General features: G+C 65.2%; 24 protein-coding genes. 11 read left to right on the plus strand and 13 right to left on the minus strand.

Annotated elements, in window-relative coordinates:
• Positions 1–1,236, plus strand: a 1,236-nt coding sequence (locus H0W65_RS08420) for an FAD-dependent oxidoreductase (RefSeq protein WP_294006389.1), incomplete at its 5' end; no start/stop codon positions are given.
• A 1-nt stretch (position 1,237) separates the two neighbouring features.
• On the opposite strand, the gene grpE is transcribed toward H0W65_RS08420, so the two are convergent.
• Entirely contained in the window at positions 1,238–1,795 is a 558-nt protein-coding gene (gene grpE / locus H0W65_RS08425; protein WP_294006391.1) for a nucleotide exchange factor GrpE, read from the minus strand.
• Positions 1,792–2,823, minus strand: coding sequence for a heat-inducible transcriptional repressor HrcA (gene hrcA / locus H0W65_RS08430; RefSeq protein ID WP_294006393.1), 1,032 nt, complete (start codon positions 2,821–2,823; stop codon positions 1,792–1,794). The genes grpE and hrcA overlap by 4 nt, the downstream gene beginning before the upstream one ends.
• Before the next feature lie 99 nt (positions 2,824–2,922).
• On the opposite strand from hrcA, the gene rph reads away from it, so the two are divergent.
• Genes rph through hemW form a run of 3 tightly spaced genes read left to right on the plus strand, consistent with a single transcriptional unit; the run spans position 2,923 to position 5,407 of the window.
• A complete protein-coding gene (gene rph / locus H0W65_RS08435) occupies positions 2,923–3,639 on the plus strand; it encodes a ribonuclease PH (RefSeq protein ID WP_294006434.1) in 717 nt (238 codons plus the stop codon).
• Positions 3,636–4,241, plus strand: coding sequence for an RdgB/HAM1 family non-canonical purine NTP pyrophosphatase (gene rdgB, locus H0W65_RS08440; protein WP_294006395.1), 606 nt, complete (start codon positions 3,636–3,638; stop codon positions 4,239–4,241). Before rph ends, rdgB begins: the two co-directional genes overlap by 4 nt.
• A gap of 17 nt (positions 4,242–4,258) precedes the next feature.
• Positions 4,259–5,407: a radical SAM family heme chaperone HemW gene (hemW, locus tag H0W65_RS08445; RefSeq protein WP_294006397.1), complete on the plus strand. Its 1,149-nt coding sequence runs from the start codon at positions 4,259–4,261 to the stop codon at positions 5,405–5,407.
• On the opposite strand, the gene H0W65_RS08450 is transcribed toward hemW, so the two are convergent.
• Complete coding sequence (locus H0W65_RS08450; protein WP_294006399.1) at positions 5,404–6,549, minus strand: penicillin-binding protein activator; 1,146 nt, start codon at positions 6,547–6,549, stop codon at positions 5,404–5,406. The genes hemW and H0W65_RS08450 overlap by 4 nt on opposite strands.
• Before the next feature lie 14 nt (positions 6,550–6,563).
• On the opposite strand from H0W65_RS08450, the gene rsmI reads away from it, so the two are divergent.
• From rsmI to H0W65_RS08470, 4 genes are read left to right on the plus strand one after another with little or no spacing between them, the layout of a single operon-like run.
• Positions 6,564–7,403, plus strand: coding sequence for a 16S rRNA (cytidine(1402)-2'-O)-methyltransferase (rsmI, locus tag H0W65_RS08455; protein WP_294006401.1), 840 nt, complete (start codon positions 6,564–6,566; stop codon positions 7,401–7,403).
• A complete protein-coding gene (locus H0W65_RS08460; protein ID WP_294006436.1) occupies positions 7,400–7,750 on the plus strand; it encodes a YraN family protein in 351 nt (116 codons plus the stop codon). The genes rsmI and H0W65_RS08460 overlap by 4 nt, the downstream gene beginning before the upstream one ends.
• Before the next feature lie 31 nt (positions 7,751–7,781).
• A complete protein-coding gene (gshB, locus tag H0W65_RS08465; protein WP_294006404.1) occupies positions 7,782–8,729 on the plus strand; it encodes a glutathione synthase in 948 nt (315 codons plus the stop codon).
• The gene (locus H0W65_RS08470) at positions 8,726–9,355 is read left to right on the plus strand and encodes a DedA family protein (RefSeq protein WP_294006406.1); all 630 of its coding nucleotides are present in this window, start codon (positions 8,726–8,728) and stop codon (positions 9,353–9,355) included. Before gshB ends, H0W65_RS08470 begins: the two co-directional genes overlap by 4 nt.
• Positions 9,356–9,357: 2 nt before the next feature.
• Here the strand turns inward: H0W65_RS08470 and H0W65_RS08475 are convergent, their stop codons facing one another.
• The 3 genes from H0W65_RS08475 to fsa are packed head-to-tail and all read right to left on the minus strand — an operon-like array spanning position 9,358 to position 11,543.
• Positions 9,358–10,239, minus strand: a complete 882-nt coding sequence (locus H0W65_RS08475) for a tyrosine recombinase XerC (RefSeq protein WP_294006408.1) — start codon at positions 10,237–10,239, stop codon at positions 9,358–9,360.
• 32 nt (positions 10,240–10,271) lie between these two features.
• Positions 10,272–10,835, minus strand: a complete 564-nt coding sequence (locus H0W65_RS08480; RefSeq protein ID WP_294006410.1) for a DUF484 family protein — start codon at positions 10,833–10,835, stop codon at positions 10,272–10,274.
• A 54-nt stretch (positions 10,836–10,889) separates the two neighbouring features.
• Entirely contained in the window at positions 10,890–11,543 is a 654-nt protein-coding gene (gene fsa / locus H0W65_RS08485; RefSeq protein ID WP_294006412.1) for a fructose-6-phosphate aldolase, read from the minus strand.
• A 95-nt stretch (positions 11,544–11,638) separates the two neighbouring features.
• Between fsa and H0W65_RS08490 the strand changes: the two genes are divergently transcribed.
• Positions 11,639–12,403, plus strand: coding sequence for an enoyl-CoA hydratase-related protein (locus tag H0W65_RS08490; protein WP_294006414.1), 765 nt, complete (start codon positions 11,639–11,641; stop codon positions 12,401–12,403).
• Here the strand turns inward: H0W65_RS08490 and H0W65_RS08495 are convergent.
• The 3 genes from H0W65_RS08495 to H0W65_RS08505 are packed head-to-tail and all read right to left on the minus strand — an operon-like array spanning position 12,400 to position 14,545.
• Positions 12,400–12,807, minus strand: a complete 408-nt coding sequence (locus tag H0W65_RS08495; RefSeq protein ID WP_294006416.1) for a TadE/TadG family type IV pilus assembly protein — start codon at positions 12,805–12,807, stop codon at positions 12,400–12,402. The genes H0W65_RS08490 and H0W65_RS08495 overlap by 4 nt on opposite strands.
• Entirely contained in the window at positions 12,804–13,271 is a 468-nt protein-coding gene (locus H0W65_RS08500; protein ID WP_294006418.1) for a TadE/TadG family type IV pilus assembly protein, read from the minus strand. The genes H0W65_RS08495 and H0W65_RS08500 overlap by 4 nt, the downstream gene beginning before the upstream one ends.
• Positions 13,271–14,545, minus strand: coding sequence for a pilus assembly protein TadG-related protein (locus tag H0W65_RS08505; protein ID WP_294006420.1), 1,275 nt, complete (start codon positions 14,543–14,545; stop codon positions 13,271–13,273). The genes H0W65_RS08500 and H0W65_RS08505 overlap by 1 nt, the downstream gene beginning before the upstream one ends.
• A 214-nt stretch (positions 14,546–14,759) precedes the next feature.
• Between H0W65_RS08505 and H0W65_RS08510 the strand changes: the two genes are divergently transcribed.
• On the plus strand, positions 14,760–15,974 hold the full coding sequence (locus H0W65_RS08510; protein ID WP_294006421.1) for a toxic anion resistance protein: 1,215 nt from the start codon (positions 14,760–14,762) through the stop codon (positions 15,972–15,974).
• Positions 15,971–16,702: a hypothetical protein gene (locus tag H0W65_RS08515; RefSeq protein WP_294006423.1), complete on the plus strand. Its 732-nt coding sequence runs from the start codon at positions 15,971–15,973 to the stop codon at positions 16,700–16,702. Before H0W65_RS08510 ends, H0W65_RS08515 begins: the two co-directional genes overlap by 4 nt.
• On the opposite strand, the gene H0W65_RS08520 is transcribed toward H0W65_RS08515, so the two are convergent.
• From H0W65_RS08520 to pgi, 4 genes are all read right to left on the minus strand, one after another.
• Positions 16,699–17,907 (minus strand): CoA transferase, encoded by a 1,209-nt coding sequence (locus tag H0W65_RS08520; protein ID WP_294006425.1) that lies wholly within the window; start codon positions 17,905–17,907, stop codon positions 16,699–16,701. The two genes, H0W65_RS08515 and H0W65_RS08520, sit on opposite strands and share 4 nt — an antisense overlap.
• Positions 17,904–19,499, minus strand: coding sequence for an NAD(P)/FAD-dependent oxidoreductase (locus tag H0W65_RS08525; RefSeq protein ID WP_294006427.1), 1,596 nt, complete (start codon positions 19,497–19,499; stop codon positions 17,904–17,906). Before H0W65_RS08525 ends, H0W65_RS08520 begins: the two co-directional genes overlap by 4 nt.
• Positions 19,499–20,854: a glutathione-disulfide reductase gene (gene gorA, locus H0W65_RS08530; RefSeq protein ID WP_294006430.1), complete on the minus strand. Its 1,356-nt coding sequence runs from the start codon at positions 20,852–20,854 to the stop codon at positions 19,499–19,501. The genes H0W65_RS08525 and gorA overlap by 1 nt, the downstream gene beginning before the upstream one ends.
• Positions 20,851–22,260: glucose-6-phosphate isomerase (gene pgi, locus H0W65_RS08535; RefSeq protein WP_294006432.1), on the minus strand; the 1,410-nt coding region annotated here is incomplete at its 5' end. The genes pgi and gorA, both read right to left, overlap by 4 nt.

A 22,260-nucleotide genomic window follows, 5' to 3' on the forward strand; every position in this document is an offset into this window, starting at 1 on the left:
ATACTGACACGCCGCTCGCTCCTCACCGGGGCGGGCGGCGTTGCCGTCTCACCCGCCGTCCTCAAGGCCGCGCCGAGTGGCTCACGCCGCCATGTCGCGGTGGTCGGGGCGGGGGTGTTCGGCGCCTGGACGGCGCATCATTTGCAAAACAGCGGCCATCGAGTCACGCTGATCGACGCGCGCGGCCCAGCCAACAACCGCGCCAGCTCGGGCGGCGAGTCGCGGATGACCCGCGCGGTCTACGGCAAGGACCTGATTTACGCGCGGATGGCGTTCGACAGCCTCCGCCAATGGCAGGCGCTGAGCTCGGTCGCCGGCCTGCCGATCTTCCACAACACCGGCGTGCTGTTTTTCTTCGACAGCGACCAACCCTACATCCACGACAGCCTCGCCGCCCATCGCACGCTCAAGCTACCGACCGCCTATCTCGAGCCGCCTGAGATGGCCCGCCGCTTCCCGATGATCGACTTCACCGGAATCCATGGCGGGCTGCTCGAACCCGGCTTCGGCGCGCTGATGGCGCGGCGTTCCGTGCAGACGCTGGTCAAGCGATTAGTCGCCGCCGGCGGCGACTACCGCCACGCGAGCGCCCGGCCGGGAGGCGTGAACGGCGGAAAACTGCGTTCGCTGCGCTTGTCCGACAACAGCCTCATCGAAGCCGATGCCTTCGTCTTCGCGCTCGGGCCCTGGTTACCGAAACTGTTTCCCGACTTACTCGGCGGCCGCATCGTCGCCACGCGTCAGGAAGCCTTCTTTTTCGCCCCGCCCGCCGGCGATCGCCGCTTCCTGCCGCGGACCATGCCCGGCTGGGCCGACTTCAACGGCGGCGACCTCTTTTACGGGTTCCCCGACCTCGAGGGCCGCGGAGTCAAGTTCGCCCATGACGGGCACGGTGTCGAGGTCGACCCCGACACGCAAAACCGCGAGCATAGCCGGGCAGCACTCGACGAAATCATCGCCTTCCGCGACCGCCGCTTCCCGCTGCTCAGGGGAGCGCCGCTGACCGAAAGCCGAGTTTGCCAATATGAGAACAGTTCCAACGGCGATTTCCTGATCGACCGCCATCCGACGCTTCCCAATGTCGTGCTCGTTGGCGGCGGCAGCGGCCATGGTTTCAAGCATGGACCCGAGGTCGGGCGGCTGGCGGCAGCGCTGGTCGCGGGCGGCGGTTGTCAGCGCGAGCCACGCTTCACCCTGGCAACCAAGGCCGCGACCCAAAAACGCAGCGTGATCTGAATCAACCCGCCTTTGCGACTCCGACCAGGGCTGGGCGCAACAACCGCTCCTTGAGCATATAGCCGGTCTGCATCTCCTCGACGACCGTGCCAGGTTCGGCGCTGTCGGTGGCGACTTCGATCATAGCCTGGTGTTTGTGCGGGTCGAGCGGGAGGCCCTTGGCGGCGATCCGCTCGATGCCGTTGCGGGCGAAGATGGCGTCGATCTCGCGCAGCGTCGCTTCGATCCCTTCGATGAAACCCTTGATTGTCTCGTCCGCCCGCGATGCATCGGGCACATGGCTCAAGGCCCGGTCGAGGTGGTCGCGCACGCCCAGCATGTCGCGCGCGAAGCCGGTCACGGCATAGGCCGAAGCCTGGATCTTTTCGGCTTCCAGCCGGCGGCGGACGTTCTGGGTCTCGGCGGCCGCGTAGAGCGCCTTGCCACGCGTTTCCTCCAGCTCCCGTTCAAGCTCGGCGACGCGGTCGTGCTCGGCCACTTCGGGGGCGTCCGCGGCGGTCTCGGCCCGGATCGATTCGGCTTCGTCGTGGTGGTCGTTTTGGTCGTTTTGATCAATCATCTCATATATCTCGTAATGGCCTGAGCCGTAAAATCCACCATGGGCACGACCCGCGCATAGTTCAATCTTGTCGGTCCGATAACCCCGACAACGCCGACCACTTGGCCTTGGCTCCCGCGATAGGGCGCGGCGATAACCGACGAGCCCGAGAGCGCGAACATCCGGTTTTCGCTACCGATGAAGATGCGGCACCCCTGCCCCTCGCGCGCGCCTTCGAGCAGGCGGGCGATTTCCTGCCGGTCCTCAAGCTCGTCGAGCAGGCGGCGTACGCGGTCGAGATCGGCGGCGGCCGCCTCGTCGATGAGGTTGGCCTGGCCGCGGACGATCAGCACCGGGCGCTGCGACACATCTTCGCTCCAGTCGGCGAAGCCGCGTGCGACCAGCTCGGCGGCGACCGCATCGATCGCCTCGCGTCGGTCGACAATTTCGGCGCGGAGGCGAAGTTCAGCCTCGGCAAGTGTCAGGCCGGACAATCGCTCGCTAACATAATTGCCGACTTCGGTGAGCGCGACCTGGCTGATCCCGGGCGGTAGCGGAACGACGCGATTCTCGACGCGTCCGTCGGCGCCGACCAGCACGGCCAGCGCCCGGTCGGGAGCTAACGGCACGAAGCTCAGCTGACGCAGGCGTAGCTCGGTCTTGGGCGCCAATATGACCCCGGCACAAGCCGACAGGCCCGACAGGGTCGCGGTCGCCGCGGCCAAAGCCTCCTCGATCGAACGATCCTTCAACTGCGCTTCGATCGCTACCCGCTCGCTTTGCCGGGGCAGCGAATTGTGCATGATGCCGTCGACGAACAGCCGGAGGCCACTCTCGGTGGGAATTCGCCCCGCCGACGTATGCGGGTGGGTCAACAGACCGCGTTCCTCGAGCTCCTGCATCACCCCGCGGATCGAGGCTGGCGACAGGCTTGCGGCGCCGGCCAGCGCCTTCGACCCGACCGGCTGCCCGCGGTCGAGGTAGGCCTCGACCACCAGCCGGAATATATCGCGCATGCGGTTGGACAGATCGCCGATCGGCTCGTTCATGGGAGGCATGTAGGGATTTGCACCGCAAAACGAAACCGAACGGGTTTGATACCGTGGCAAGGTCCGTCTAGGGCGGCGCCAATTCTTCAGGAGACGATGATGCGCCCCAGCGGCCGTGCCCCCGACCAGATGCGTGACCTGACGTTCGAGCCTGGCTTCACCAAACATGCCGAAGGCGCATGCCTGGTCAGCTTCGGCGACACGCGGGTGCTGGTCACCGCGTCGGTGGAGGAGAAAGTGCCGCCTTTTCTGCGCGGTAAGGGCCAGGGCTGGGTTACCGCCGAATATGGCATGCTGCCGCGCGCCACCCACACCCGGGGCAACCGCGAGGCGGCCAAGGGTAAGCAATCGGGACGAACCCAGGAAATCCAACGACTGATCGGACGCAGCCTGCGCGCCGTGGTCGATTTGAAAAAGCTCGGCGAGCGGCAGATACTGGTCGACTGCGATGTCATCCAGGCCGACGGTGGCACGCGAACAGCCTCGATTTCGGGCGCCTGGGTCGCGCTAAGGATCGCCATCGACAAGCTGATGGCCGCCGGTGTGCTGGCCACGGATCCAATCACGACCCAGGTCGCCGCCGTTTCGTGCGGCATTTACCAAGGCACACCGGTGCTCGACCTCGATTATGTCGAGGATTCGAACGCCCATTCGGACGGCAATTTCGTGCTGACCGGCGACGGCGCGATCGTCGAGGCGCAGCTGACCGCCGAGGGTGCGACCTTCGACGAGGAGGGGCTGCTGCGCCTGCTCCGCCTCGCGCGGATCGGCTGCACCCAGATTTTCGCCGCTCAGCTCAAGGCGACCGGCCGATGAAGGCGATCGGTCCCAAGCTGGTCATCGCCACCCACAACGCCGGCAAGTTACGCGAGATACGCGAGCTGCTCGCGCCCCACGGCATCAAGTGCGTCGGGGCGGCCGAACTCGATCTTCCCGAGCCCGAGGAGACCGGGAACAGCTTCGTCGACAATGCCGAGCTGAAGGCGCGCGAGGCGGCGGACTTGAGCGGTTTGCCCGCCCTCGCCGACGACAGCGGTCTGTCGGTCGATGCGCTACACGGCCTGCCCGGCATTTTCTCCGCCCGCTGGGCCGAAGACGAGGCCGGCAATCGCGATTTTGGCCGGGCGATGGAGCGCCTCTGGCGCGAGGTCGAAGCCGCGGGCGAAGAAGCAGGTCGCGACGCCCACTTCACTTGCGCGCTCTCGCTGGCTTGGCCCGATGGCGCCATCCAAAGCTTCGAAGGCAAGGTCCATGGCACGCTCATCTGGCCGCCGCGCGGTGAGAAAGGCTTCGGCTACGACCCCGTGTTCATGGCCGCCGGCATGGACCGGACCTTCGCCGAGATCGACCCGGCCAAAAAACACGCCATCAGCCATCGCGCCGTCGCGTTCGGGCAATTAGTCGCGGCACTCGGCTAGTTTGCGCCGGGGCGGCCATGAACCTTCCGCGAACGGCGGAGCCACTCGCGCTCTACGTCCACTGGCCGTTCTGCGTGTCGAAATGCCCTTATTGCGACTTTAACAGTCATGTCCGCGATAGCGTCGACCAAGATGCATGGCGCGAGGCATTGCTTGCCGACCTCGCGCATGAAGCGCGGCTGCTGCCCGACCACCGGCTGAAATCCATCTTTTTCGGCGGCGGCACGCCCTCGCTGATGGAGCCGTCGACGGTCGAAGCCGTCATCGCCGCCGCGCGCCACCATTGGCAGGCATCGGACGATGTCGAAATCACGCTCGAAGCCAACCCCAACAGCGCCGAGGCGTCGCGCTTCGCCGACTTAGCCCGCGCCGGGGTCAACCGCATCAGCCTGGGTCTGCAGAGCTTCGACGACAACGCCCTCGCCTTCCTCGGCCGCGCCCACAGCGCTGACGAGGGCTTAGCCGCGCTGGCGGCGGCGCAAGCGGCGGTCGATCGGGTCAGCTTCGACATGATCTACGCTTTGCCCGGCGACGAGGAAGATGGCTGGTCCCGGAGTCTGGCCGGCGCGCTTGGCCTCGGCACCGAGCATCTTTCGCTCTACCAATTGACGATCGAACCGGGGACGCGTTTCGCCTCGATGGTCGCGCGCCGCGAATTCGAGCCGCTTGATGTCGATCGCGCGGCCACGCTGTTCGAAGTGACGCAGGAGCGCACGGCGGCTGCGGGCCTTCCTGCCTATGAAATCAGCAACCATGCCCGCGCCGGCGCGGAAAGTCGCCACAACCTCGCCTATTGGCGTTACCGTGACTACGCAGGGATCGGCCCCGGCGCGCACGGACGGCGCCAGGGCAAGCGCACCGTCCGCCACAAGAAGCCCGAAAATTTCCTCGCTGCTGTCGAACGCACGGGGCACGGGCTGGTCGAGGAGGAGGCGTTGACCCGCGAGGAGGCAGCGAGAGAAGCGCTGGTGATGGGCTTGCGGCTAGCCGAGGGGATCGAGCCGCCGGAGCTTGCCGACCGGCTTGGCGTCGATCGGATCGTCGATGAAGAGAAAGTCGAACGGCTGATCGGCCACAAACTGCTCGAGCGAGACGGCCAGCGGTTACGGACGACGACGGCCGGACGCCTCCTGCTCGATTCGATCCTCGCCGACATCGCTGTCTAAAAGGCCCGCCCCGCCGGCGAAACAGTGGTTGAGCCCGTCGCGGTCACCTGCCGCACTTCGAGCAGGCGCTCGGCCACCCCCTCGCGGCCCAAGCGGAAATTCCCGTCGACCCCGCTAAACCCGTCCTGGTCGATCAGACTTCTGGCCGGGAACGGTCGCCCGATCGGCCAGCTTCTGGCGCTACGAACTGCCAGAAGCACCGCGTCATAGCCCAGACTGGCAAGCCGATAGGGCGTTTTGCCGTAGCGCGCGCGATAGCGGGTCACCAGCCGGCTGAACTGCGCATCGGGCGCCGCGGCATACCAGGCGCCGCGAAGCGCGGCGGTGTTCCCCAAGGCCTTGTCGTTGGCCCAAAGCTCGGTCCCCATTCGCCGCGGTCCGACTTTCAGCACGGGCGCGGCCAGCGCCGCGATCCGCCCCGAATCGCCGATCAGCACCGCGTCATAGGCACCCTTGGCATTGAGGCGCCGGGCGGCCGCTGCGACCGCGGTAGCCGATCGATTGAACGTCTCGACGCTGGTCACCCTCCCGCCGCCCTTACGCACCGCGCTTAGCATGGCTTGGGCCGCGCGCTGGCCATAAAGGCCGGTCGGCACCAGCGCACCGAAGCTTTTCGCGCCGTTGCTGCGCGCATGTTCGACTACCCGGCCGATCGACTGATCGGGCGTAAAGCCCAGAATATAGACGCCGTTGCCGGCAACTCCATCATCGTTCGAAAAGGCCAGCACCGGCACCCCGGCGCGGCGGGCGATCGGCGCGGCGGCACGAACATCGTCGGCCAGCAAGGGGCCGAGAATCAGGCGGTTGCCCTCGGCGATGGCTTGGGTGGTCGCGGCCGCCGCGCCGCCTGGCCCGGCGCTATTATAGACGGTGATTCGAATGGACTTTTCGCCGGTGTCGGCCAAGGCAAGATTGGCGGCGTTGGATATCGACGTGCCGACCGGGCCCTCGCTTCCGGTCAGCGGGACGATCACCGCGACCATGTTGCGCTCGCCTTCTATCGGGACCGGAGGCTCGATCGCGCCGGGCCATGGTCGCGGGCCGCGCGGTCCTGTCTGGCACCCGGCAACGGCGAGGGCGAACGCAGCCGTGCCCAGCATGAAAAATCGCCGCGCTTGCCGCGGGGTTGGAGAAAATGCCATGCCGAGCCTTCCTTATGGACCAGTCGCTTCCTTCCGGCCTCTACATCGTGGCGACGCCCATCGGCAATCTCGGTGACATCACTATCCGCGCAGCGGAGACGCTGCGCCGTGTCGACCGCATCCTCGCCGAGGACAAGCGAGTCACCGCCAAGCTGCTCGCTCACCTCGGCGCGACGGCCCCGATGACCGCCTATCACGACCATAGCGACGACGCATTACGCGCACGCACCCTCGCCGAACTCGGAACGCAGGCAGTGGCACTGGTCAGCGATGCCGGGACGCCGCTGATCTCCGACCCTGGCTACAAGCTGGTCCGCGCCGCGCGCGCGGCCGGCTATGCGGTGCACACGCTACCTGGCCCCTGCGCGGCGATTGCCGCACTGACTCTGGCCGGCCTGCCGACTGACCGTTTCCTGTTCCTCGGCTTCCTTCCGGCCAAGGCAAAGGCCCGCGCCGACGCGATTGCCGAAGTGGCCAGCCTGCGCGCCAGCCTCGTATTTTATGAAAGCGGGGCGCGCCTTGGCGAATCGCTCGCCGCCTTGGCGACGGGACTTGGAGCGCGCGACGCAGCGGTGGTGCGCGAAATCAGCAAGCTGTACGAGGAAGCGGTGACCGGATCGCTCGGCGAGCTTGCTGCGCGCTATGCCGATGCGCCGCCGCGTGGCGAAATCGTTATCGTCGTAGGCCCGCCCGGCGAACGCGCGGAAGCCAGTGATGAGGAGATCGACGCCGCGCTGCGCGATGCCCTCTCGCGCACCACCACGTCGCGGGCCGCCGCCGAGATCGCAGTCTCGCTAGGGATCCCGAAAAAGCGCGCCTACGCCCGCGCGTTGGCGCTCGGAGAGGGGGCCTGAAACGCCGCGTTGCTGAAGCGCGCGGACGGCGCGCGGAAACGCTCGCTGCCTGGTGGTTGCGCCTCCACGGCTGGCGAATCCTTGCGCGCCGCGCCCGCGTGCCCGGCGGCGAGGTCGATCTTGTCGCGCGCCGCGGGCGCACAGTGGCGTTCGTTGAGGTCAAACAGCGTGCGACCGAGGAAGCCGCCGCGATGGCGCTCGACCAGTACCGCTTGCGCCGCGTCGCAGTCGCCGCCGAGCGCCTGGCACCGCGATTTGCCCGCCACGGCGACGACATTCGCATCGACGCTCTGTTCCTCGTCCCGCGCCGTTGGCCAGTGCACTTGGTCAACGTGTGGCACGGGTGACAAAGTGCCTCCCTTCGCTTAGGCGCGCGCCATGAACCTCCGCGTCGCCGTTCAGATGGATCCCCTGGAATCGATCGGCATTGCCGGCGATTCAACGTTCGCGCTGATGCTCAAGGCGCAGGAGCGTGGGCATCGGCTGTTTCAATACCTCGCCCAAGACCTTGGCTATGAGGATGGCCGGGTCACCGCATCGGCGCGGCCGGTGACGGTGCAACGGATCGAAGGCGATCATTTCACGGCGGGCGACCCGGTGACGCTCGACCTTGCCGCCGACGTCGATGTCGTGCTGATGCGCCAGGATCCGCCGTTCGACATTGGCTATATCACCGCGACCTACCTGCTCCAGCGGATCGCGGGCGAGACGCTGGTCGTCAACGACCCGCGCAGCGTTCGCGACGCGCCCGAAAAATTATTCGTGCTCGATTTCGCGCGCTTCATGCCGCCGACGCTGATCACCCGTTCGCTAGCCGACCTGAAGGCTTTTCATACGCGCCACGGGGAGATCGTTCTGAAGCCGCTCCACGGCAATGCCGGCGCCGCGGTGTTCCGCATCGGCAAGGACGGCACCAACCTTGCCGCGCTGGCCGAGCTGTTCGGCCAGGTCTGGCGCGAGCCCTATATCGCCCAGGCTTTCTTGCCGGCGGTCGCCGAGGGCGACAAGCGCATCGTGTTGGTCGACGGCGAGGTGGCCGGCGCGATCAATCGCAAGCCCGGCCCGGGTGAAATCCGCTCAAACCTCGCGGCGGGCGGGACGGCATATGCAACCGAACTGACGAAACGCGAGCGCGAGATTTGCGATGCGCTAAGCCCTGAGTTGAAGGCGCGCGGACTGATTTTTGTCGGCATCGATGTGATTGGCGGGCACCTCACCGAAATCAACGTCACTTCGCCGACCGGAATTGTCGCGATCGATCGCTTCAACGGCAGCGACACGCCGGGGCTGATCTGGGACGCGATCGAACGCAAGGTCATTCGATGAGCGACTGGATCGTCCGGCTGATCGAGCAATCGGGTTATCTCGGCGTCGGCTTCCTGATGTTTCTGGAAACCGTTTTCCCGCCGATCCCATCGGAAGTGATTATGTCGATCGCCGGAGTCGCGGCGGGGCAGGGCAAATTAAGCTATCCGCTGGTCGTTGCCGCGGGGACGGCCGGGGCGATGCTCGGCAACATCCTGTGGTATCTTGCCGCACGCGCGCTGGGTATCGTACGTTTGGAGCCGATCATCCGCCGCTGGGGACGGTGGATCACGATGAGCTGGTCCGAAGTACTGCGCGCAGAGCGCTGGTTTGCCTCGCACGGCACTTTTTTCGTATTCGTCGGGCGCCTGCTCCCGACGGTGCGCAGCCTGGTGTCGATCCCCGCCGGTCTGCTCCGAATGCGTTTCAGGAGCTTCTTCATCGCCTCGACCATCGGCACCGCCGGCTGGACCGCGCTGCTTGCCGGGGCCGGCTACAAGCTGGGCCAGAATTACGGCCAGATCGATCGCGTCCTGGGGCCGGCCTCGAACGCCGTGATGATCGCACTGGTCGCTGGCTACTTCTACCGCGTCTGGACGCATCGCCACATGCCGGTCGAGACGGTGGAATCCAAGCCGCCGAATTGACGTCAGGCGCGGGGGTGGGCGTGGCGATAGACGTCGAGCAGCCGGGCCGCGTCGACTTCGGTGTATATCTGCGTCGACGACAGGCTGGCATGCCCCAGCAATTCCTGCAGCGAACGAAGATCGGCGCCGCGCGCCAGCAAATGCGTCGCGAAGCTGTGACGCAGCGCGTGCGGCGTCAGGCTGTCGGGCAAGCCGAGCCGCCCACGAGCACCCCGCACCGCGCGGCGCACCAAGTCGGCGTTGAGCGGTCCGCCGCGCGCGCCGACGAACAGCGGCACATCGCCTTTCAGCGGATAAGGGCAAAGCGCGACATAGGCCGCAATCGCTTCGCGCACTGCAGGCACGATCGGCACAATGCGGGTCTTGCCGCGCTTGCCGGTGACCCGCATCGCCTGACCGAGCGGCATCACTTTCGCACTGAGGCTCATCGCTTCGGCGATGCGCAGGCCGGCGCCGTAGAGCAGTAGCAGGATGGCAAGGTCGCGCGCGCCGGCCCAATCGCTGAGGGCAGCCGCGCCGGCATCTTCGGCCAGCGCGATGGCATCAGCCGGAGACGCCGGGCGCGGCAGGGTGCGCGGGCGCTTGGGCGCGCGGGTGCGCGGCAGCTGCGGCGAGTTGCCCTGCTCTTCCGCGGCATAGGTCAGGAAAGCGCGCACTGCCGACATTTCGCGCGCTGCCGACGCCGCCCCGAGCCCCTCACCCCGCCGATCGGCGAGGAAGGCCCGCAGATCGACCGCGTGGAGATTGAGCAAGCCGAAGCGACCTACTTCCTCTCCGCGATAGCGGCTGAGAAACTTAATGAAACGATGCGCAGTGGCAACATAGGCGCGCACTGTGTGCGGCGAGCGGCGGCGGTCATGCGCGAGATAGCCCGCCCAACGCACCGCGAGCGCCTGCGCGGGATGGTCGTGTTCGTCTAAAGGTCGGTCAGCCACCGGCGCAGCATAGCGCCAAGGCTCGCGCCAAGGAATCCCAGCAATTGCGTGCCGTGACGAGCGTCGAGGCAGGCCTCGCTTTCCTGCCCCAGCAGCAGCAATCCGTAGGGCAACGGAGCCTCGGCTGGGAGCACCAACATGGCTTCCGACCGGATATGCCAGGCAAAATGCCCGAACAGAGGATGTCCTCGATTGACCGTCCGCAACGTCACCCGATCAAGCCTGGCGATGGCGCGATCGATAATTCGCGGCTCGATCGTTTCGACTCCGCCGGCGTGGACCAGGAAGCCCTGGCCATCGGCGACCAGCGCCAACGCGACGTGATCGAGCCTCAGGATGGTGCGCCATTGGTTGGTGACCGTTTCGAACATCGCGTCCAGGCCGTCAGCGTCGATCAGGGCAAGAACGGCCGCCTGAATCGAGGCGGTCGCGCCCGAATGACCGCGCGCGAAGGCCAGCAAATCCTCATTGGCGCTTTCCGCCGCGCCGAGCCGGTCGCGCAGCCTCGCCACGGCGCACTCTTCGAAGGAAATTACCCCACCCATCAGGCCGATCTAGCCCCGCAGGGTTAACATTCGACCAAAATCGGCCGACTTTGCTCAGCCGATCTTCTGCCCGGTCGTTTCCCAATCCTTGAGGAACGAGGCGATGCCGCTGTCGGTCAGCGGATGCTTGAACAGCTGCCAGATGACCGACGGCGGCGCGGTCATCACGTCGGCGCCGAGCTTGGCGGCGTCGAGAACGTGGATCGAGTTACGCACGCTGGCGACCAGGATCTGGGTCGGAAAATCATAATTGTCGTAGATGGTGCGGATGTCGGCGATCAGCTCGATCCCGGGCTGCCCGAGGTCGTCGAGACGGCCGACGAACGGCGAAATGAACGCTGCCCCCGCCTTGGCTGCCAGCAGCGCCTGGTTGGCCGAGAAGCACAAGGTGACGTTGACCATCGTCCCGTCGGCGCTGAGCTTCTTGCAGCTCTTCAAGCCGTCGATCGTCAGCGGCACCTTGACCGCAATGTTGTCGGCGATTTTCCGCAGGACCTCTGCCTCTTTCATCATCCCCTCATGGTCGAGCGCGACCACTTCGGCCGAGACCGGGCCGGGGCAGACGCCGGCAATTTCCTTGATCATCTCGAGGAAGTCGCGCCCCGATTTCTTGACCAGCGACGGATTGGTGGTCACCCCGTCGAGCAGCCCGGATGCCTGAAGTTCGCGGATATCGGCGATTTCGGCGGTGTCGGCGAAGAATTTCATGGCCTCATGTTCCTACGGTTGCGGCGGATTTGCTTCCCGATAGCCGCTCAGCCCATGAAGGTCACCCGATTCGACCGTCATCAGGAGATGAAAAAATGGACGCCCATGTGTTGGTCGAACGCCGGGGCGCGGTGCTGTCCATCATGCTGGCGCGGCCCGAACGGCGAAACGCGATCACCGTTGCGATGTACGCCGCGCTGGCCGACGCGATTGAGGCCGCGACCGACGATCCGTCGGTCCGCCTGATCACGCTGGAGGGCCAGGGCGACGATTTCACCGCTGGCAACGACCTCGGCGACTTCCTCAAGGAGATGCCGGCGCCAGGCAGCGGCGAGGATATTCCCGTGTGGCGCCTGTTGCGCACGCTGGCCAGGAACCAAGTGCCGTTGATCGCCGCGGTGCATGGCAATGCGGTTGGCATCGGCACCACCATGTTGTTTCATTGCGATTTCGTGCTGGCCGAGGAGGACAGCCGGTTCGTCATGCCGTTCGTTGACCTGGGGCTGGTGCCAGAAGCGGCAAGTTCGCTGCTTATGCCGCGCTTGGCCGGCCGCCGCCGCGCCGCGCGCTATTTGTTGCTGGGCGAGCGGTTTGGCGTCGCCGAGGCACTCGACATGGGCCTCGCCAGCCATGCCGTTCCAGCGGGGGGGTTGCGAGATGCGCTAGATCAGTTGGTCGCCGCCTTGCTGGCCAAGCCGCCCGAGGCGCTTCGCCAGACGCAGGCGCTGTTGCGGCGCGAGGCTACGGAAGAGATTCTGCAGCGAATGGAGCTGGAAAACGGCCATTTTGGCGAGCGGCTGACGTCCGACGAGGTACGCCAAGCGATCGCCGCATTCTTCGCCTCCCGGACTAAGGCTTAAAAGCTCCGATAGACCCGCTTGGTCCGCGTCATAGTGATCGCGGGGCCGTTGAACAGAAGGAAATTAGGGGTCACCGTGTAGGTGATCGACATGTCGATAAACCGATTATCGGGATTTCCGTCAGCGCCGACTGAATTAGTGATCGTCGGAGTGCCGATGGTTCCGACATTGACCGAAAAGCTTTTGGCGGCGACCTGGGAGGCGATGGTGCTATTGCTCGGCGTAGGAAACAGTGTCGCCATCCGTGCGCCCTCGCCCAGCCCGTGCTGCATCCCGGCGTCGGCCGCCATAATCGCGCCAAGCTGGAAAATGCCGTAGAAGAAGACGACTACGATCGGCAGCGTCAGCGCCATCTCGATGGTCGCGACACCGCGCTCGTCGCGCCGAAAACGCCGGACGATCATTGCGTGCGCACCACGGTAAAACCGTTCATCGTGTAGCTGCCGTCGGCATTGGCGCCCGTCAGCTTGCTCGCAAACATCGGCGTAAACGGCTTATTGATCGATACCGACATGTAGCGTTTATCGACTTGGCCACTGCTACAGACGTCGGCGTAATTGGCCATTTTCGTGCCATTGCACTCATGCCAGAAATCGACGGTCACGTTTGTTTCCGGCACCTCGGCGATGGTCGCTGCCTCTGTTTTGAGCGCAGCGGCGCTCGACTTGTCTGCCTGGCCGTTCATGATCTTTTCGATCGCGCGCTGCGACGCCTGCTCGAGCCGGAGCTTCATGGAAAAGGCCTGGCCAACCTGGACCATGCCAATCACCATTGTCGCGAGAATCGGCGCCAGCAGCGCGGTCTCGATGACCGCGGCACCGCGTTGATTGCGCGCTACTTGACGGGAAAAGGACAAGGCGGTTCCCATCACGCGACCAACCGGACGTGCCGGCCCCTGAAACGGTCCCCATACCAGTTGGGACAATTGTTTTTGATCGCCGCGTTGCCCATGAAGGTCAGCTGCCAAGCGACCAGCTTTATGCATTCGAAGGTCACGCCGGCATTCCCGGTATATTCGACCTGCTGGTGCGGAAAATAAAAGGCGCCTTTGAAAAAAGAAGCGGCGTTGCCGTTGATCTTGTTGATGTCTGAGGGATCCGCGCCGCGGTCCGAATAGAACAGGATTCCCTTGTACGGACCGCTGTCCGGGGCGGTGAGATTCAATTGGGCGCCACCATTGATGCCCACCGTGCCGGTGTTAGACGGAGTCGCGTTGGTCATCACGAAGGTGCAACCGACGCAGTTGATTTTCGCGCCGCTGTTCACGTTCATGTCGCCGGTGATGGTGTAAGTACCCGGCTGCAGGTTAAGGGTGCCTTTTACGTTGAAATTGTTCAGGCAAACTGAAACGGGCGAGGTCGAAGCGGTCGCGGGATAGGGCTGATTGTCCTGCGGATTGTCGCTCCAGTTGGGACAGCTCGACGGGATCGGGGGCGGCGTAATGTCAGCGAACGGGTCGGGCTGAGCAAGGGTGAACGGCAGCAACGTCGTGCCCGACGCCCAGTTATCCGTCGTATCGAGTCCGCCAACCGCCGCAACCGGGTCGGCCTTGACCGACGAACTGCCGAATGCGACCGCGGCATCGATCGACGTCGAATTTGTAATGAGTCCGCACTTTAAGTCGACGAGCGCGTTGCCACCCGCGCTAATCCCAGTCGTGTTGGTGTTGATCTGGGCTTGGCCGCAATATTCGCCGGTCGGGATCGCCGCCGCCGTTGCATTGGCCTCGATGATCGGCGGGCTCGACATGAACAGCGACGTGAAGCTGAGCTTCTGTTGCATTTGCAGCCGGACCGAGACCGGATTGGTCCAAGCCGGATCGGCCGCCGGAGCTGGATCTGTCACCAACGGCGCGTTGAGCAGCGGATACTTCTTCGCGGTGCCAGTGGGGGTGTTGAAGTTGCTGCCCTTGTCGACATCGTCAGTAACGGCGGTGCCCACGTTCTGCGACGCTATCTTCGCATAGACGGCGGCGATCGCCGCCGAGTCCGCCGCGCGCTGCAGCTGGCGCTTCCACAGCGCCCATTGGATCGTGTCGGTGGCCAGCCCGGCCGAGCCGACCAGCAGCGGAAGCGCCGCGCCGGCGAGAATCAGCGCGTTGCCGCGCTCATTTTCCCAGAGCTTCTTGAAGAGGCTAAACATCGATAGATCCCCGGCTGGTGACGCCCTTGGCCAAAGGCTCTACCGGTTCACGGTAAGCGAAGCGTTCCGCGAACTGGTTGACGGCCCGGTAACCACAAGTCGGCGCTTGCCGCTTGAAGCACCGCGTCTTACCCCTATAATACAGCCATGAGCCCCTTGCGCGGGCGGGGTGGGCCGTCCACCTTTGCTGCCGCATGGGCAAGGAGGACGAACTATGGCCAGCGACCAGTCGACCGAGACCGCAACCGCGACCAAAATCAAGCTGGACCCGCCAGACGCGCTGCAGCCGATCGCTGTGCATGAGGCGTCGGGCCTTGTCCCCTTGAAGGACAGCGAGACCAGCGAACTCGACTCCAAGGTCGCCAAGTTCGTCGACGAGCTGGCGGCGATGGACGCCAACAGTCCCGAGTTCGGCAAGAAGGTCGATGCGCTGACCGCGATGGGCCGCAAGGAAATCGCCGAGGCGGCGGGCGCGTCCAACCGCTTCCTCGACCGGCCGGTCAAGGCGATCGACAGCGACACCGGCATCGGTGCCGATCTGACCGAGCTTCGTCGCACGGTCGAAAAGCTCGATCCCGGCGCCAACGGCAAGTTCATGACCAAGCGCAAGTTCCTGGGCATCATTCCGTTCGGCAACCGCATCAACAATTATTTCGACGGCTATCGCAGCAGCCAGACCCATATCTCGGCGATCCTCAACCGGCTTGGCTCGGGCAAGGACGAGCTGTTGATGGACAACGCCGCGATCGATACCGAGCGCACCGGCCTGTGGAAGACGATGCACAAGCTCGAGCAGATGATCCACATCTCCAAGACGTTGGACAAGACGCTCGAGGACAAGGCCAACGAACTGGACGCGAGCGAGCCGGCCAAGGCCAAGGCGATTCGCGAGACCGCGCTGTTCTATACGCGGCAACGGACGACCGACCTTTTGACCCAGATGGCGGTGACGGTGCAGGGTTATCTGGCGCTCGACCTGGTCAAGAAGAACAATGTCGAGCTGGTGAAAGGCGTCGACCGAGCCTCGACCACCACCGTCGCTGCGCTGCGCACCGCGGTGACGGTAGCCCAGGCAATGACCAATCAGCGGCTGGTGCTGGAACAGGTCAACGCGCTCAACACCACCACGGCCGGGATGATCGACACCACCGGCGAGCTGCTCAAGACCCAGACCGGCGCAATCCACGAGCAGGCGGCGTCGTCGACCATTCCGCTGGAAACGCTGCAACGCGCGTTTCAGAACATCTACGACACGATGGACCAGATCGACACGTTCAAGCTGGCCGCCCTCGCCAATATGAAGCAGACCGTCGACACGCTCGGTACCGAGGTCGAGAAGTCGAAGGGCTATATCGCCCGCGCCGAGGGTGTCGCGCAAGGCAAGCTGGAGAATGCCGCCTCGCCGTTCACCCCGATCGAGAAAAAATGACCAACGAGCCTAACGACAAAGTCGAACGAACCATCGCCCGCTTCGACCGGATTACCGCCCAGCTCGACCAGCGCGGCGGAGCGGTCAACGACGCGGCGCGGCGCGAGCGGCAGCGGCTCAATCGCGGTTTCATGCGAACGCTGGTGCGGATTGGCGTGGCGATCGGCGTGATCAGCATCGCGACGATCATCGTTGGGCTGATTCTGCCGATCGGCATGTTCGGCTTCCTCGCCGCGGTCGGGCTGGCGGTCGGCGTGGTCGCGCTGCTCGCCGTGTCGGGCGGGCGCGAGATCGCCGCGCCCAACGTCTCGACCGATCTTCCCAACGACGAGATGGTGCAGCGGTTCGACAGCTACATTTTTCGCGCCCGCCGCGCCCTGCCCGCCTCGGCTCAGGCCGAAGTCGACCTTTTGTCGGCGCAGCTCACGCCGCTCAAACAAACGCTGGAACGCGTCGATGCGCTCGACCCCAATGCACAGGACGCGCGGCGCCTGATGTCGACCCACCTTCCCGGCCTGATTGACCGCTACGTCCACGTTCCCCAGGCGTATCGCGACGAACGCGACGGCGAGGGCGTCAGCGTCGACGAACGGCTGGTCGAAGCGCTGGCCGCCGGGCGAGCGGCGCTGGGCGATATTTCGGAGAAACTGGCGCGGCAGGATTTGGCCGCGTTCGAAACCCAGGGCCGCTTCATCCAGTCACGCTACAAAGACGAAGCGATCGACTAGCCGACAATTCCCGCAGCCCTGAGACGCGCCAATTCATCCGCATCGATCCATTCGCCCAGAAGATCCCCATGTTCCCCCAGCGCCGGCGGCGGCAACGGCGCATCGGTCCGCTCGCCGTCGATCCGGATAGGGGAACCTACCATCGGCACTATGCCCAAGGCCCCCCCGCTCGCCGAAATACGCGATCCGCGATGGATCGCCTGCGGATCGGCGAGAGCCTGGCCGATCGTGTTGATCGGCCCGGCCGGAATGCCCGCCTCCTCAAGAAGGAGAAGCCATTCGCCCGCAGGCCGCGTGGCGATGATCACCGAGATCAGCGGCACCAGTGCGTCCCGGGCCGCCACCCGCGCTGCATTGGTGGCGAAGCGCGGGTCGCTGGTCCATTCGGGGTGGCCGACAATCGCCGCGAGCTTGCCGAATTGCCGGTCGTTGCCGACCGCGATGATGATCGGCTGATCGGTGGCGGCGAACGGTTGATAGGGGACGATGTTGGGATGCCCCGCGCCCTGCCGCCCGGGATCGCGGCCGCTGACCAAGGCGTTCGAAGCCTGGTTGGCGAGCATCGCCAATTGCGTATCGAACAATGCCATGTCGATGGTTGCCCCCTCGCCCGTCGCCTGCCGGCGATACAGAGCGGCAAGGATCGCGTTGGCGGCATACATGCCGGTGAACAGGTCGGCGACCGCAACCCCGGCGCGCACCGGACCGCCGCCTGGCTCGCCGTCCGGCAGCCCGGTCAGGCTCATCAGCCCGCCCATTCCCTGGATGATGTAATCATAGCCGGCGCGCGCAGCGTACGGCCCGTCCTGACCAAATCCCGTGATCGACGCATAGATTAGTCTGGGCTGCGTGGCGCGCATGCTCGCCGCGTCGAGACCGAATTTACTGAGGCCCCCGACCTTGAAATTTTCGACCAGCACATCGGCGTCGGCCGCCATCCGCCGCACCAGCGCCGCTCCCTTCTCGGTCGAAAAATCGATCGCAACCGATCGCTTTCCTCGGTTGGCGGCGAGATAATAGGCCGCCACTCTCTCGGCCCCGTGCTCGTGCCACGGCGGACCCCAGTGGCGAGTGTCGTCCCCGGCTCCGGGTTTTTCGACCTTGATCACGTCGGCGCCCAGATCGGCCAGAAGCTGGGTTGCCCATGGCCCTGCCAACACACGCGACAGGTCAAGCACCCGAACCCCCGCTAGCGGCTTGGTCACGCCCGCCTTCGCTTGAGGAATCGTGGCCCCACATCGGCGAGGATTGCCCGCGCCGCATTATGCCCCGGCGCGCCGGTCACTCCGCCGCCGGGATGCGCGCCCGATCCGCATAGGTAGAGGCCGGGGAGCGGCAAGCGATAGTCCGCCGCACCGATCATCGGGCGGGCGGAGAACAGCTGGTCCGAACCCATCTTACCGTGGAAAATATCGCCGCCGATCAGCCCGAAGCGGCGCTCCAGGTCGAGCGGCGAGTGGATTTGCCGCGCGACGACCGATTTGGCGAACCCCGGCGCGTGCGCCTCGACCGTGGCGAGGATCGCATCGGCGGCTGCCTCCCGCTCGTCGTCCCAGTTGCGCCCGTCGGGCAATTTATAACGGAAATGCTGGCAGAACAGCGATGCGACATGCTTGCCCTTGGGTGCCAGGCCAGGATCGAGCGTCGAAGGGATCAGCATCTCGACCACCGGCGCTTTGGTCCAGCCTGTCAGCGCCGCCTCGGCAAAAGCGCGGTGCATATAATCCATCGAAGGGGCAATGATGATGCCCGCGGTAAGGTGGTCCCCGCGACCCGGCAGCGCCGTGAAATTGGGCAGTTTGTCGATCGCGACGTTCATGCGGAATGTTGCACTTTCGCAGCCCCAATTGGCGAAATGCCGCTCGACCGGCACGCTGACCGCTCCCCTGGGCACCAACTGTGTGAACAGCAACTTCGGGTTGACATTGGCAACGATGGTCGGCGCGCGCCAGCTCTTGCCCTGCGTCACCGCGCCGACCGCGCAGCCTTTGTCGACGATCACTTCGCTGACCGGCGCATTAAGGACGATGTCGACCCCGGCCTCGCGGCAGGCGCTCGCCATCGCCTGGGTGATCGACCCCATACCGCCGATCGCATGCCCCCAGGCGCCGGGAACCCCCGCCGCCTCGCCGAACAGATGGTGAAGGAGGACGTAGGCGGTGCCCGGCGTATAGGGCGAGGCAAAATTGCCGACGATTCCATCAAACGCGAACAAGGCCTTGACGAGATCGCCCTCGAAAAAGCGGTCGAGAATATCGCCCGCGCTTTTCGTGGCGAATTCATGGACGATGCGCACTTCGTCGGTCGATAGGCCGATCAGGTCGCGGCCGAGGCTGGCCAACGCGGGTAAACCCTTGATCCCGGCACCGGCCTGCGGCGGCGCCTTCAATATCCATTTGCGGATGAGCGGGACGACGGTCTCCAACTCCTGGCTGTAGCGGTCGTATGCGGCACCGTCGGCGGGCACGTGGCGCGCTATCTCGGAGCGGGTCAGCCCGCCGCGCCCCGACAGCAAATAACTGCGATTCGGCCCGGGAAGAAAATTGTCGATCTTGCGCAGCACAACCTTGAGGCCATGCCGCTCCAGCTCCATGTCGCGGATCACCTTGGGCTGCAGTAGCGATACGGTGTAGCTTGCCGCGCTGTTGCGAAACCCCGGATGGAACTCATCGGTGACCGCTGCGCCGCCGACCTTGTCGGCCGCCTCGAGGATCGCGACTTTGAGGCCTTTTTTGGCCAAATAATAAGCACAGGTCAGGCCGTTGTGACCGCCGCCGATGATCAATACGTCCTGCATCAGCGCATCAATACCAATTCTTCCGACATCGTCGGGTGGAGTGCGATCGTGTTGTCGAAGTCGGGCTTTTTGAGTCCCGCCTTGACCGCGATCGCCGCGGCCTGAAGGATTTCGGGCGCGTCAGGCCCGATCATGTGGATGCCGACCACAACATCGGTCGCGGCATCGACCACCAGCTTGTAGAGCGAACGTTCGTTGCGCCCAGCCAGCACATTCTTCATCGGCCGAAAATCGCTGGTGTAAGTGCGCACCTGGCCCAGTTTATTCTTGGCCTCGCTCTCGGTCATCCCGACGGCGGCGATCGGCGGGTGCGAGAAGACCGCGTTGGGGACATTGTCATAATCGACGTGCCAGGCATGATCGCCGAATTGGCTGTCAGCGAAAGCATGGCCCTCACGGATCGCGACCGGCGTCAGCTGGATGCGGTCGGTGACGTCGCCGACCGCGAAGATCGACGACACGTTGGTGCGGCTGTTCGCATCGACCTTGATTTCGCCCTTGGCGCCCAGCTTCACCCCCGCCAAGTCGAGGCCCAGCCCCTCGACATTGGGAATCCGCCCGGTGGCGAACAGCAGCGCATCGGCCTCGATATCGTCGCAGCCGCTCATCGCCAGACGGAGCGCCCCATCCGCCTTCTTCTCGATCCGGTCGAAGGTCGAATTGAAGCGGAACTCGATCCCCTTGGTCATCGAAATCTGCAGCAGTCGGTCGCGCATCTGCTCATCATAACCGCGCAGGAGTGCGTCGCCGCGATTGACCACCACGACATGCGCGCCGAACTGGTGGAAGATGCCGGCGAACTCATTGGCGATATAGCCGCCGCCGGCGATCACGATCCGCATCGGCATTTTTTCGAGGTGGAAAACCTCGTTCGAGCTGATCGCATGCTCGATGCCCTCGACCTCCGGCATGAATGGCCGCGCGCCCGTGGCGATCAAGATCTTGCCGGCGGTCACCGTTCGCCCGCTCGCCAGCTGGATCGAGTCGGGTCCGGTCAGCACCGCGCGCTCGTGGAAAATCTCGACGTCGTGATTACCGAGCGTCTGTTCGTACAGTCCTTCCAATCGCCCGACCTCGGCCAGCACATTGTCGCGCAGCACAGGCCAGTCGAACCGCTTTTCGGGCACGTCCCAGCCAAACATCGCCGCGTCTTCCAAATCCTCGGCAAAATGCGCGCCATAGACGAGTAGCTTCTTCGGCACGCAGCCGCGGATAACGCAGGTTCCGCCGACCTTATGCTCCTCGGCCACCGCGACCGTTGCGCCATGCGCGGCGGCGATCCGCGCCGCGCGCACCCCGCCCGATCCGGCGCCGATCACGAACAGGTCGTAATCGCCTGGTTCTTCGGCGCTCACAGGCCAGCCCTTTCGATCAAGTCTCGGGTTGAGGCGTCGAGCTTATCACGTCCCTCGGGATCGTCGAGCGAGCGCGCCATGTCCTTGCCCAGCTCGACCCCGAACTGGTCGAACGGGTTGATACCCAGCAGCACCGCGTTCGCAAAAGTGCGGTGTTCGTAAAAGGCGATCAGCGCGCCAAGGGAGCGCGGGTCGAGCCGCTGCAGCAGCACCGTCGTGGACGGCCGGTCGCCCGCATAGGCCCGCCCCGGATCGTCGGCAGCGCGCCCGGCCATCAGCGCCGCGCCTTGCGCAAAGCAATTGCCGAGCAGCAGCTGGTGATGGCGCGGATCGAGGCTATCGTCATTCTCGATTACCGCGATAAATTCGACGGGGATCGCGGTGGTGCCCTGGTGAAGCAGCTGGAACACTGCATGCTGCGCATCGGTACCGACCCCGCCCCAAGTGACCGGCGCCGACGGCCGGCCGAGCGGCCCGCCTTCGACAGTCGCCGACTTGCCGTTCGATTCCATCTCAAGCTGCTGAAGATAATCGGGCAGCAGCCGCAGCCGCTCGTCATAGGCCATCACCGCGCGGCTCTGCACGCCTCCGATCTGGGTTGCGGCCAGGTCGGCAAAAGCGGCTAGCAAGGCGATATTGGCCGCGCCGTCGCTCAAATGAACATGCCGGTCCATTTCGGCAGCGCCTTCGAGCAGTTCCTCGAATGCGCCCCAGCCAAGCGCGAGGGCGATCGACACGCCGACCGACGACCACAAAGAATAGCGCCCGCCGACCCCCTCACCGAACGGCAGCACGCGGGTTTCGTCGATGCCCCAGGCGACCGCCTTGTCGGGCGCGGCGGTGACCGCAATCACCTGTCCGTAGGGATCGGCGACCCCCGCCTCGCGCAGCCAATCGAGCGCCGCGTCGAGGTTGGTCAGCGTCTCGGTGGTGGTGAAGGTCTTGCTGACTCCGACGACCAGCGTCGATGCCGGGTCGAAGCCGAAGGTCGCCTCGTCGAACGCTTCGCCGTCGATGTTCGACAACACTCGTACTTCGAACCGGTCGGCGTCGCGGCCGAGCGCGTCGATGATGAGGTCGGGGCCGAGCGCCGAGCCACCGATGCCGATGTGGAGCACCGAATCGATCTCCCCAAATGCGCCGGCTTCGATCGCGTCGATCAGGCTGCGCATCCGTGCGTGGCGCTCGGCAGCGAGGCGGTTGTCGTCGGGCGCGCCCTGCCCGCGCTCCGCGACATGGGTCGCGGAGCGGTTTTCGGTCGGATTGACCACCGCGCCCGCGAACAGCGCATCGCGGTGCCTCCGATAGTCGGCGGCAGCCGCCAGCGCCTCGAACTTGCCGATCAGGGCCGAGTCGAGATGCGTCTTCGACCAGTCGAAATGGATGCCGGCGGCGTCGCGCGACAG

Source organism: Sphingomonas sp., from assembly GCF_013816785.1.
In the GTDB taxonomy this organism is placed as follows: domain Bacteria; phylum Pseudomonadota; class Alphaproteobacteria; order Sphingomonadales; family Sphingomonadaceae; genus Sphingomicrobium.